The 12,457-nt window shown below is 69.5% G+C and carries 10 protein-coding genes; 9 read left to right on the top strand and 1 reads right to left on the bottom strand.

The window, feature by feature from the left end; all coding sequences use genetic code 11:
* Positions 1-27: 27 nt before the first annotated feature.
* The 7 genes from AC1MEY_RS11175 (at position 28) to AC1MEY_RS11145 (ending at position 8,303) form a co-directional block, all read left to right on the top strand.
* Positions 28-222 carry a ubiquitin-like protein Pup gene (locus tag AC1MEY_RS11175; protein ID WP_480230695.1) on the top strand — a complete coding sequence of 65 codons (195 nt, stop codon included), beginning with the start codon at positions 28-30 and terminating at the stop codon, positions 220-222.
* Positions 219-1,121 carry a proteasome subunit beta gene (gene prcB, locus AC1MEY_RS11170; protein ID WP_480230694.1) on the top strand — a complete coding sequence of 301 codons (903 nt, stop codon included), beginning with the start codon at positions 219-221 and terminating at the stop codon, positions 1,119-1,121. The genes AC1MEY_RS11175 and prcB overlap by 4 nt, the downstream gene beginning before the upstream one ends.
* Positions 1,118-1,861, top strand: coding sequence for a proteasome subunit alpha (gene prcA / locus AC1MEY_RS11165; RefSeq protein ID WP_480230693.1), 744 nt, complete (start codon positions 1,118-1,120; stop codon positions 1,859-1,861). Before prcB ends, prcA begins: the two co-directional genes overlap by 4 nt.
* A 64-nt stretch (positions 1,862-1,925) precedes the next feature.
* Positions 1,926-3,419, top strand: coding sequence for an aldehyde dehydrogenase family protein (locus tag AC1MEY_RS11160; protein WP_480230692.1), 1,494 nt, complete (start codon positions 1,926-1,928; stop codon positions 3,417-3,419).
* 13 nt (positions 3,420-3,432) lie between these two features.
* Positions 3,433-4,968: an APC family permease gene (locus tag AC1MEY_RS11155; protein ID WP_480230691.1), complete on the top strand. Its 1,536-nt coding sequence runs from the start codon at positions 3,433-3,435 to the stop codon at positions 4,966-4,968.
* A complete protein-coding gene (locus AC1MEY_RS11150) occupies positions 4,961-6,481 on the top strand; it encodes a GMC family oxidoreductase (protein WP_480230690.1) in 1,521 nt (506 codons plus the stop codon). The genes AC1MEY_RS11155 and AC1MEY_RS11150 overlap by 8 nt, the downstream gene beginning before the upstream one ends.
* Positions 6,456-8,303 carry a putative nucleotidyltransferase substrate binding domain-containing protein gene (locus AC1MEY_RS11145; protein ID WP_480230689.1) on the top strand — a complete coding sequence of 616 codons (1,848 nt, stop codon included), beginning with the start codon at positions 6,456-6,458 and terminating at the stop codon, positions 8,301-8,303. Before AC1MEY_RS11150 ends, AC1MEY_RS11145 begins: the two co-directional genes overlap by 26 nt.
* Positions 8,304-8,309: 6 nt before the next feature.
* Here the strand turns inward: AC1MEY_RS11145 and AC1MEY_RS11140 are convergent, their stop codons facing one another.
* Positions 8,310-9,767, bottom strand: a complete 1,458-nt coding sequence (locus AC1MEY_RS11140) for an HNH endonuclease signature motif containing protein (RefSeq protein WP_480230688.1) — start codon at positions 9,765-9,767, stop codon at positions 8,310-8,312.
* 260 nt (positions 9,768-10,027) lie between these two features.
* On the opposite strand from AC1MEY_RS11140, the gene pafA reads away from it, so the two are divergent.
* Both pafA and AC1MEY_RS11130 read left to right on the top strand, forming a co-directional pair.
* A complete protein-coding gene (gene pafA / locus AC1MEY_RS11135) occupies positions 10,028-11,386 on the top strand; it encodes a Pup--protein ligase (protein WP_480230687.1) in 1,359 nt (452 codons plus the stop codon).
* Between the two features lie 64 nt (positions 11,387-11,450).
* Entirely contained in the window at positions 11,451-12,452 is a 1,002-nt protein-coding gene (locus tag AC1MEY_RS11130) for a helix-turn-helix transcriptional regulator (RefSeq protein ID WP_480230686.1), read from the top strand.
* Positions 12,453-12,457 lie beyond the last annotated feature (5 nt).

The following is a 12,457-nucleotide window of genomic DNA, read 5'->3' as shown; positions in this document are numbered from 1 at the left end:
GCCCGCCATCGAACGCAGGAGGCAGCGATGGCTCAGGAGCAGACCAAGCGTGGCGGCGGTGGTGGCGAGGATGACGACGCCACCGGCAGCTCGGCCGCAGGCCAGGAGCGTCGCGAGAAGCTGACCGGGGAGACCGACGATCTGCTCGACGAGATCGACGACGTACTCGAGGAGAACGCCGAGGACTTCGTCCGGGCGTACGTCCAAAAGGGCGGACAGTGATCTGGCCGAATAGCGACAAGCTGGCCATCTCACACCCGATCTCCGGAGCATCCCCACTTCACATGGACACGTCGTCCTTCTCCGAACTCCTGCGCAGGCAGGCCCCGCATCTGCTGCCGTCCGGGCACGACGGACTCGCCGGCGTGCCGCCGGTCTCCGACGCGCTGCCGCACGGCACCACGATCGTCGCGCTGAAGTTTCCCGGCGGCGTCCTGATCGCCGGTGACCGCCGCTCGACGCAGGGCAACATGATCGCCGGCCGTGACGTACAGAAGATCCACGTCACCGACGACTACACCGCGACCGGCATCGCGGGCACCGCGGCCATCGCCGTCGAGTTCGCCCGCCTGTACGCCGTCGAACTCGAGCACTACGAGAAGCTCGAGGGCGTCCCGCTGACGTTCCCGGGCAAGGTGAATCGCCTCGCGATCATGGTGCGCGGAAACCTCGGCGCCGCCCTGCAGGGCTTCGTCGCCCTCCCGCTGCTCGTCGGATACGACCTCGACGACTCCGACCCGCGGGGTGCCGGGCGCATCGTGTCGTTCGACGCGGCCGGCGGCTGGAACGTCGAGGTCGAGGGTTACCAGTCGGTGGGCTCGGGCTCGATCTTCGCCAAGTCGTCGATCAAGAAGCTCTACTCGCGCGTCACCGACGCCGACACGGCGCTGCACGTCGCGGTCGAGGCGCTCTACGACGCCGCCGACGACGACTCGGCGACCGGCGGACCCGACCTGGTCCGCGGCATCTACCCGACCGCCGTGGTGATCGAGGCCGAGGGAGCGGAGGAGATCGCCGAGGAGCGCATCGCCGCCATCGCCCGCGACGTCATCCAAAGCCGTTCGCGGACCGACACGTTCGGCCCCGACTCGGCCAACCATCCCGGTGAGGTCGACCTGTGAGCTTCCCCTACTTCATCTCGCCCGAACAGGCGATGCGTGAGCGCAGTGAACTGGCGCGCAAGGGCATCTCCCGCGGCCGCAGCGTCGTCGCGCTGGCCTACTCCGGGGGCGTGCTGTTCGTCGCCGAGAACCCCTCGCGCTCACTGCAGAAGGTCAGCGAACTGTACGACCGCGTCGGCTTCGCCGCGGTAGGCCGGTTCAATGAATTCGACAATCTGCGGCGCGGCGGCATCCAGTTCGCCGACACCCGCGGCTACGCCTACGACCGACGCGACGTCACCGGCAGGCAGCTGGCCAACGTCTACGCCCAGACCCTGGGCACCATCTTCACCGAGCAGGCCAAGCCCTACGAGGTCGAACTCTGCGTTGCCGAAGTCGCGCACTACGGCGAGACGAAAGCGCCTGAGCTGTACCGGATCACCTACGACGGGTCGATCGCCGACGAGCCGCACTTCGTCGTCATGGGCGGCACCACGGAGCCCATCATCACCGCGCTCAACGACACCTTCCAGGAGAACGCCGGCCTGGAGGAGGCGGCCAAGATCGCCGTCGACGCGTTGCGGGGCGGTGCCGGCGGCAACGGCGCAGAGCCGCGCACGCTGGGACCGTCGGTCTTCGAGGTGGCGGTGCTGGACGCCAACCGGCCGCGTCGCGCGTTCCGCAGGATCACCGGTGCCGCGCTCGAGGCTCTGATCCCCGCCGAGGAGTCGACTTCCGACGAGGAGAAGACGGCCGAGTAGTTCACCTCTCGTTGGGCTCCGTGCCGGGGTAGTGTCCCGTCTCGGCAACGCGAAGGGGTGACCGATGAACGGCGAGCCTGACCTCTACATCGGAGGTGCGTGGCGTCATGCGTCCGACGGCGGTACGCGCGACAGCATCAATCCGGCCGATGGCAGCGTCGCCGGGGTGGTCGACGAGGCCACCCCCGACGACGCCCGTGCGGCGGTAGCCGCGGCGCGAACGGCCTTCGACGACGGTGCCTGGCCCGCGACACCGGTCGCCGAGCGGGCGGCCCTGCTCGACCGGATCGCCGACCTGCTGCAGCGCGACCGGGAGTCGCTGTCGCTGCTCGAGACCGCCGACACCGGAAAGACGTTGCCGGAGAGCCGGATCGACATCGACGACGTCACGTCGGTCTTCCGGTACTACGCCAAGCTCGTCGGCGTGGAGTCCGACCGCCTCGTCGACGTGGGCGATCCCGCGGTCGTCAGCAGGGTGGTCCGCGAACCCATCGGCGTGTGCGTCCTCATCGCACCCTGGAACTATCCGCTGCTGCAGATGTCGTGGAAGATCGCGCCCGCACTCGGAGCGGGGTGCACCATGGTCGCGAAGCCCAGCGAGGTCACGCCGCTGTCGACCATCGCGTTCGTCCACCTCCTCGAGGAGGCCGGCGTGCCACCCGGCGTCGTCAACCTGATCCAGGGCAGCGGTGCCGTCCTCGGCGACGCGCTGACCGGCGACCCGGCCGTCGACTTCGTCTCGTTCACCGGTGGATTGGCCACCGGCCGCACCATCTCGCGGGTCGCCGCCGAGCACGTCACCAAGGTCGCGGTGGAACTCGGGGGGAAGAACCCGCACATCGTGTTCGCGGACATAGCGGCGTCCGACGGGGGTTTCGATTCGGCGGTCGACCACGTGCTGACGGGGGTGTTCCTGCACTCCGGCCAGGTGTGCTCCGCGGGCACCAGGTTGATCGTCGAGGAGTCGATCGCCGACGACTTCGTGGCCGCCCTCGCCGAGCGCGCCGCGAAGATCCGGGTGGGCAACGGGATGGACCCGGCGTCGGAGACCGGTCCGCTGGTGTCCGAGCAGCACCGCGAGAAGGTCGAAGGCTATGTCGCCCTTGGCATCTCGGAGGGCGCGAAGCTCGTCGTCGGTGGCGAGCGGCCCAGCGACCCCGCGCTCGCGGAGGGCAGCTACTACCTGCCCACGATCTTCGACCGGTGCGACAGGTCGATGCGGATAGTCCAGGAGGAGACCTTCGGGCCGATCCTGACCGTCGAGCGCTTCACCGACGAGGCCGAGGCCGTCCGCCTCGGCAACGACACGGAGTACGGCCTCGCCGCCGGTGTCCGCACCTCCGACGCCGCCCGGGGCGAGCGCGTCGTCCGGGCGCTGCGCCACGGCACGGTGTGGCTCAACGACTTCGGCTACTACACCGCCGCCGCGGAGTGGGGCGGGTTCGGCAAGTCGGGCAACGGCCGCGAACTCGGACCCGCCGGGCTCGCGGAATACCAGGAGATCAAGCACATCTGGCACAACACCGCGCCATCGCCGGCCGGCTGGTTCAAGGGTTAGGGGAAGGGCCGTCATGGTGATCAAGCAGCCTCACGCAGACAGTGGCATGGAGGACTTCGGCTACAAGGAGTCCCTGGACCGCAGCATCGGCAAGTTCGCGAGCTTCGCCGCGGGGGTCAGCTACATCTCGATCCTCACCGGCACGTTCCAGCTGTTCTACTTCGGCTTCGGCACGGCCGGTCCCGCGTACCTGTGGTCGTGGCCGATCGTGTTCGTCGGCCAGATGGCCGTCGCGCTCTGCTTCATGGAACTGGCCGCCAAGTACCCGGTGGCCGGCTCGGTCTACAACTGGTCGAAGAAGCTGGGCAGCCGCCTCGTCGGATGGATGTCGGGCTGGCTGATGCTCACCGCGTCCATCGTGACCATCTCGGCGGTGGCGCTGGCGTACCAGCTCAACCTGCCGCGCCTCTGGAGCGGCTTCCAGATCATCGGCGACGGCACCGGCGAGTACGACTACGCCGCCAACGCCGTGCTGCTGGGCACCGTCCTGATCGCGTTCACCACGCTGATCAACGCGCTGGGCGTGAAGCTGATGTCGCGGATCAACAGCGCCGGCGTGTTCATCGAGCTGATCGCTGCGGTGCTGATCGTGATCCTGCTCGCGGTCAACGTGGAGCGCGGGCCGGACGTCTTCTTCTCCAGCAACGGATACGGCGCCGGGGAGAGCGGCGGCTGGCTCGCCGCATTCCTGATCGCCTCGCTCGCCTCCGGCTACGTGATGTACGGCTTCGACACCGCCAGCTCGCTGGGGGAGGAGACCGTCGAGCCGCGACGCACCGCGCCCAAGGCGATCTTCCGCGCGATCCTTGCGTCGTTCGTCATCGGCGGCGGCATCCTGGTGTTCGCGGTGATGGCCGCGCCCAACCTCGAGGATCCCGCGCTCGGCGAGAGCACCGGCGGCCTGCAGTACATCGTCGAGCAGGTCATGTGGGGCCCACTCGGCACCATCTTCCTGATCTGCATCGTGATCGCCGTGACGGTCTGCACGCTGGCCGTCCACACCGCGGCGATCCGGCTGACGTTCGCGATGGCACGCGACAACGCGCTGCCGTTCGGTGAGCGCCTGGCCACCGTCAACCCGAAGACCCAGACGCCGATCATCCCGGCAGTCACCATCGGCGTCATCTCGGTGATCATCCTGGTCATCAACATCGGTCAGCCGAAGATCTTCACGGTGCTGACGTCGATCGCGATCATCATGATCTACCTGGCGTACCTGATGGTGACCGGTCCGCTGCTCAAGAAGCGCCTGCGGGGCGAGTGGCCGCCCAAGGACCTGAAGGAGGGCGGCTACTTCACGATGGGGCGCTGGGGTCTACCGGTGAACATCGTCGCCGTCGTGTGGGGCGTCGGCATGGCGCTGAACCTCGCGTGGCCGCGGTCGGCGGTGTACGGCGACCCCTGGTACAACACGTGGGGCGCGTTCGTCTACATCGGCGTGATCCTCGGCGCCGGCCTGCTCTGGTACTTCGTCAAGGGCCGCAACCACATCGGCACGCTGCAGTCGCACGCCGCGGAGACCACGTCGGAGGCGCTGCCCGATGCCTGACGGCACCTTCGATTACGTCATCGCCGGTGGTGGTTCGGCGGGCTGCGCTCTCGCGGCGCGGCTGTCGGAGGACGCGGGAGTCACCGTGTGCCTGCTCGAGGCCGGTCCGACCGACGTCGGCGACGACGACATCCTGGTGCTGTCCGAGTGGATGCACCTGCTCGACTCCGGGTACGACTGGGACTATCCGGTCGAACCGCAGGAGCGGGGCAACTCGTTCATGCGGCACGCGCGGGCCAAGGTACTCGGCGGGTGCTCGTCGCACAACTCCTGCATCGCGTTCCTGCCGCCCCCGGAGGCGCTCGACGACTGGGTCGCGATGGGTGCGACGGGGTGGAGTCCGGCCGAGATCGAGCCGCTGGTGCGCCGCATGGCGGGCACCGTGGGGTTGCGCGACGTGCCGCCGGGCGATCCGTGTGGCGCGGCGGTGCTGGAGTCGGCGGCCAAGGTCGGGCTGCCGACGGTCGCGTTCAACCGCGGCGAGACCGTCCGCAACGGCGCCGGCTGGTTCCAGATCAACGCCACCGAGGACGGCATCCGCAACTCCAGTTCGCATGCGTACCTGCACCCCATCCTGGAGTCGCGGCCCAACCTCGAGGTCCGCACCGGGTGCTGGGTGTCGGAGATCCTGTTCGACGACGCCAAGGCCGCGACGGGTGTGCGCTACCAGCGGCCCGACCTCACCGGCTACGACGTCGCGACCGCGCGACGCGAGGTCATCGTCACCGCCGGGGCGATCGACACCCCGAAGTTGTTGATGCTCTCCGGGATCGGCCCGACGGCGCACCTGCGCGAGATGGGCATCCCGGTCCTGGTGGACTCGCCGGGCGTCGGCTCCAACCTCGACGACCACGTCGAGGGCCTGGTGTTCTGGGAGGCGTCGCGGCCCATGGTCACCACGTCGTCGCAGTGGTGGGAGATCGGGCTGTTCACGTGCATCGACGAGGACTTGCGCCAACCGGACCTGATGATGCACTACGGCAGTGTGCCGTTCGACATGAACACGCTGCGGCGCGGCTATCCGACCACCGACAACGGGTTCTGCCTGACGCCGAACGTCACGCAGGGCCGGTCGCGCGGCACGGTTCGGTTGCGCACCAGGGACTTCCGCGACCGGCCGAAGGTCGATCCGCGGTACTTCACCGACCCCGAGGGGTACGACGAGCGGATCATGCTGGCGGGGCTGCGGCTGGCCCGTGAGATCGCCGCCCAGTCACCGCTCGCGGAGTGGGTGGCGCGCGAGTTGGCACCGGGACCCGACGCCACCACCGACGACGAACTGCTCGACTACGTCCGCCAATGCCACAACACCGTGTACCACCCCGCCGCGACGGCGCGGATGGGGGCGATGGACGACCCGATGGCGGTGCTCGATCCGCAGCTGCGGGTCAAGGGCGTCTCGCGGTTGCGGGTGGTGGACGCGTCGGCCATGCCGAAACTGCCTGCGGTGAACCCGAACATCACCGTCATGACGATGGCCGAGAAGTGTGCCGAACTCATCCGAAACGCCTGACGTCGATGACCTGACGTCCTTCCTCGGTCGGTACACGCCGTTCCAGGGCATGGCCGACGACGAACTCGGCTCGTTGGCCGCGGCGTCGACGTTCGTCACCTTCGACGGGCCGGCGCTGGTCGCCGACTACGCCACGCGGGTGCCCGACGACGTCTGGATGGTGCGGACCGGTCAGGTGTCGCTGACGGGGCCCGACGGTGCGGTGATCGACACCGTGGGCCCGGGCGGTCTGTTCGGGTACACGCCGCTGCTGGTCGAGGGCTCGATGGAGTTCGCGGCGTACACCACGGCGCCCACCACGTTGATCCGGCTGCCCGGTGGACTGGTCCGCACGCAGTTCGCGAAGCCGGCGGGTCTCGCGTTCCTCGCCGCGTCGGCGTGGACGGCGGGTTCGGCGGAACGGCCGACCGTGGCGCCCGCCACCGACAACCGCCCGGTGAGCGATCTCCTGCGCGGCGAGGTGCTGCTCGTCGAACCGGGCACGTCGGTGCGCGACGCGGTGATCCGGATGACCGAGCGCGGCGTCTCGTACGCGCTGATCCGTTCGCCCAACGGCGAACTCGGCATCTTCACCGACCGCGACCTGCGGACCCGCGTGGTCGCCAGGGGGCTGCCCGTCGACGTGCCGATCGGGTCGGTGATGAGCGCGCCCGCCCGCACGATCACCGCGGACCTGACCGCCGAGACGGTGCTGATGGAGATGCTGGAGTGCGGGCTGCGCCACATGCCGGTCATCACCCCGCGCGGCGAGGTCATCGGGGTGCTGGAGGACGCCGACCTGCTGGCGGCGTCTGCGCGGCAGAGCTTCATGCTGCGACGGTCGATCGGCTCGGCGCGCAGTGCCGACGAGTTGCGGTCGCTCGGGCGGCGGGTGTCCGGCATGGCCGCGGACCTGTATCGCAACGGCACCAAGGCCTCGGCCACCAGTGCCATCGTGTCGGTGGTGATCGACAGCCTGGTGCGAAAGGCCTTGCAGCTGGCCGTGTCCGAGCAAGACCGCATTCCCGCCGACGGGTTCGCGTGGCTGCTGCTGGGCAGTGTGGCGCGGCGTGAGGCGATGCCGTCGTCCGACGTCGACAGTGCGCTGTCGTGGCGCGACGATCTCGACCCCGAGGCCGGTCGGTTGCGTGCGATCGCGGCGCGCACCCACGAGATCCTCGACGGGTGCGGCCTGCCCGGCGACTCCAACGGTGCCGTGGCGGATCAGCCGAACTTCTCGCGCTCCCGGTCGCAGTGGGCGGTGGCGGCCGACGGGTGGCTCGAGGATCCGCTGCGCGATCGGGGACTGATCCTGTCGTCGCTGCTGATCGACGGCCGGGTGGTGTGGGGTGATCCCGCGCTGAACACGGTGTCCGCGGCGTACCGCCGGATGCGTCGCGACCACCCGAATGCGCTACGGCTGCAACGGCTCAACGCGCTGGCCGACAAGGTGCGGGCGCGGTCGCTGCGGGACGTGCTGTCGCGGCGCGGTGGCACGTTCGACCTGAAGAGCCACGCGGTGACGCCGATCGTGAACCTGGCCCGCTGGGGCGGGCTGTCCGCGGGCGTCACGTCGGCGACGACGCCGGTGCGGCTCAGTGCGGCGGTCGACGCGGGCGCGATCACCGCGTCGGACGGCGCGACGCTCGACGACGTGTTCGTGATGCTGCAGCGGCTGCGGATGGCGCATCAGGTCGACCAGTTGTCGGCGGGGCACCCGCCCGGCGACGTCATCACGATGTCGGAGCTGTCGCCGTTGAACCGCAGCCTGCTCGGTGACGGCCTGCGGGAGATCGCCGCCGTCCAGCGGCGGGTACGGGGCTCGGGGTACGTGCCGGGCTGAATCCGGCTACGGGACCTCGTCGTCCTCCCGCCCCGGGCCGATGAGGCGTTCGGGGTGGTGGAAGTGGTTGATCCGGGCTTGGCCGGTGTCGAGTTCGAGCGGCGGGATCCACTCGGTCCGACCGTCGGGGCGCTTGCGGGTGCGCCACGCGGTGGTCTCGATCAGCCGGTTGTCCGGCCCGCAGGCCAGCGTCAGGTCGCCGACGTCGGTGCGGCCGCCGTCCTTCCAGTCGGTGACGGCGTGGTGCACCTGCGAGTGGTAGCCGTCGACCGTGCAGCCGGGACGCGTGCAACCGCGTTCCCTGGCGATCAGCGCGATGCGCTGCGCCGGCGACGCGCACCGTCGGCTGCGGCCGAGGTGCAGCGTCTCGCTGGTGTGCTCGTCGTACACGTGCAGATAGTGGTATGCCCGCGTCGACAGCCGGATCAGGTCCGCCATCGGCAACCGTGACCCGCCCGCCGTCAGCGCGATGCCGGCGCCCCTTTCGAGTTCCTGAAGCGTCGTCGACACGATGACGGTGACCGGCAGGCCGTTGAGCTTGCCGAGCGTGCCGGAGCAGAGCAGCATCCGGAACAGCGTCAGAACGGCGTCGTGGTTGCGTTGCGGCTGCGATCGGTAGTCGCGGTAGGTGGGTGCGGGCTCGTCGAAGGGCTCGGGTTCGGGGGCGTCGGGCGCGGGTTCGTCGAACGTCAGCTGATCCTCGGTGTCAGCGGGCCCCTCGCCCGAGTCTCCGAGGTTCGGGACGGTCGGCACCTCGTCGTCGGGGTTGCACATGCCGTAGGCGGAGAATTTCGCGAGCAGCGGCTCGGCCAGCGCGCGCAACTCGGCGCTGATGTAGCCCCGGACGTACGACGTGCCGTCGGCCTGCTGCTTGCCGATCACGAGGCCCTGCTTGCGCTTGGACTCGGCGTCGGAGTAGTCGCCGTCGGGATTGAGCACCGTCAGCGTGTACTCGGCCAGGCCGGACAGTTCCTCGGGTCCGTATTGCGTCGCCAACTCGGCGAGTTCCCGCTCGACCTGCTGGCGGGTGGCGAAGTCGACGTGGGCGGGCAACTTCTTGAAGAACGACTGGATGACCATGATGTGCTCGTCGCCGATCAGCCCCTGGGCCTGCGCGGCGGCGGTGTGCTCGAGCAGCGGCGGAAGCGGTTCGCCGGTGAACGACCGTCGGGGGCCGAGGTTCGCCGCCCGGGTGAAGCGGCGCGACGCCTCGGCGGTGCTGATCCGAGACCGGTATGCCAGCGCCTTGACCAGCGTCGTGTCGCCGAAGTCGTGCGGACTGGCCTCGGCCGCGAGCCGGTTGAGGGCGGCGTGCTGCATCACCGGGACGCGCCGCGACGCAGTTTCGACCTCGTGCAGCGCCTCCAGCAGTTCCGACGGGTTCGACCTGCCCACGTCCGCGGACGCCAACGCGTCGGCCGCCGCGACGTACGCGGCGACGGCGGCGGTCAGGTCCATGGACATACCTCGAACACTAGTTCGATGGTCCGACATCTCGGGGTTGGTTTGTGACAAGTGAAACCGTTGTGGCAGAGGAGTTTTGAGGGATCTACGAGCGTGCGGAAACTCCCGTTCCGAACCGGCGTGTCGCCCGCAGACACGCACGCTCGCGGAAGGTGTGGGGCGCGCGTTTACGAAAGGTGGGCCGACTGTCATGCGCGGCGGGTGACACGAGCGGGCGGCACTCCCCACTTCCCCCGGCATCAGCCCGTAAGCTCGGATACGTGCAGCGGCGAATCATGGGCATCGAGACCGAGTTCGGCGTGACGTGCACGTTCCACGGCCACCGACGGCTCTCCCCGGACGAGGTGGCGCGCTACCTGTTCCGGCGGGTCGTGTCGTGGGGACGTAGCTCCAACGTCTTCCTCCGCAACGGTGCGCGGCTCTATCTGGACGTCGGATCCCACCCCGAGTACGCCACGGCGGAGTGCGACAGCCTGGTGCAGCTGGTCACCCACGACCGCGCCGGCGAGCGCGTGCTGGAGGACCTGCTCATCGATGCCGAGCAGCGCCTCGCCGACGAGGGCATCGGCGGCGACATCTACCTGTTCAAGAACAACACCGACTCGGCGGGCAACTCCTACGGCTGCCACGAGAACTACCTGATCGTGCGCGCCGGTGAGTTCTCCCGGATCTCCGACGTGCTGCTGCCGTTCCTCGTCACCCGCCAGCTGATCTGCGGCGCGGGCAAGGTGCTGCAGACGCCCAAGGCCGCGACGTTCTGCCTCAGCCAGCGCGCCGAGCACATCTGGGAGGGCGTCTCGAGCGCCACCACGCGCAGCAGGCCCATCATCAACACCCGCGACGAGCCGCACGCCGACGCCGAGAAGTACCGCCGGCTGCACGTCATCGTGGGCGACTCGAACATGTGCGAGTCCACGACGATGCTCAAGGTCGGCACCGCAGCCCTGGTGCTCGAGATGATCGAGGCCGGCGTGCCGTTCCGCGACTTCTCGCTGGACAACCCGATCCGCGCCATCCGCGAGGTCAGCCACGACCTCACCGGTCGTCGTCCCGTGCGGCTGGCGGGCGGCAGGCAGGCCAGCGCGCTCGACATCCAGCGCGAGTACTACAGCCGCGCCGTCGAGCACCTGCAGACCCGCGAGCCCAACGCCCAGATCGAGCAGGTCGTCGACCTGTGGGGCCGCCAGCTCGACGCCGTCGAGAGCCAGGACTTCGCCAAGGTCGACACCGAGATCGACTGGGTGATCAAGCGCAAGCTGTTCCAGCGCTACCAGGACCGATACAGCATGGAGCTGGCCGACCCGAAGATCGCACAGCTCGACCTCGCCTACCACGACATCAAGCGCGGCCGCGGCGTCTTCGACCTGCTGCAGCGCAAGGGTCTGGCCGCCCGCATCACCACCGACGAGGACATCGAGGCCGCGGTCAACGAGCCGCCGCAGACCACGCGCGCAAAGCTGCGCGGCGAGTTCATCACCGCCGCTCAGGCCGCCGGCCGGGACTTCACCGTCGACTGGGTGCACCTCAAGCTCAACGACCAGGCGCAGCGCACCGTGCTGTGCAAGGACCCGTTCCGGTCGGTCGACGAGCGGGTGAAGCGGCTCATCGCCAGCATGTGAGACCGGCTCGGACGCGCGCCACGCGAGCGGTCGAGGCATGCCTCCGGGGGATTAAGCTTCACCAGTGGGGATCTCAAAAGTCGAGCGATTGATGAACCTCGTCATCGCACTCCTGTCCACCCGCCACTTCATCACCGCCGAACGCATCCGCAAGACCGTCTACGGCTACGGCGACAGCCCGAGCGACGAGGCGTTCTCCCGGATGTTCGAGCGCGACAAGAACGAGTTGCGCGACCTCGGCATCCCGCTGGAGACCGGCAAGGTGTCGTCGATGGATCCGACCGAGGGGTACCGGATCAACCAGAAGGCCTACGCGCTGCCACAGGTCGAGCTGACCGCCGACGAGGCGGCCGCGGTCGCCATCGCCACGCAGCTGTGGGAGTCGCCCGAACTGGTCACGGCCACCCAGGGCGCGCTGCTCAAGCTCCGCGCCGCGGGTGTCGACGTCGAGGCCCCCGACAGCGACGTCATGATCAGCACGTCGGCCGCGATGCCCGGACTCCGCGGCTCCGAGGAGGTGCTGCGAATCCTGTTGGACGCCATCGACTCCGGCCAGGCGGTCCAGTTCGAGCACCGCTCGTCGCGCACGTCGCCGTTCACCACCCGCACCGTCGAACCGTGGGGCGTGGTGACCTACCGGGGCCGCTGGTACCTCGTCGGCCACGACCGCGACCGCGACGACACCAGGACGTTCCGGCTGTCCCGCGTGGGGGCCGAGGTCAGGGCAATCGGTCCGCGCGACGAGGTCGCCCGGCCCGAGGGCGTCGACCTGCGGGAGATCGTGCACCGCGCGGTCGCCGAGTGGCCGCAGGGCGCCCAGGCGCGGGTGTGGGTCGCGGAGGGCCGGGGCACCGCGCTGCGACGCTCTGCCACCGAGGTGACACCGCGGACCGTCGGGGGACGGGCCGGCGACGAGCTGGCCATCGACATCGGCATGCACGACCGGCTGGCCCGCGAGGTCGCCGGTTACGGCGCCGACGCGCTGGTACTCGACCCGCCGGCACTGCGCGACGACGTGATCGCCCGGCTGCGGGCCCAGGCAGGAGTGGGGGCGGATCTCTCGTGACTTCC

The organism is Mycobacterium sp. PTI7, assembly GCF_056679845.1.
The sequence above is the reverse complement of the archived record's forward strand: the minus strand, read 5'-3'. Positions and strand labels throughout refer to the sequence as shown.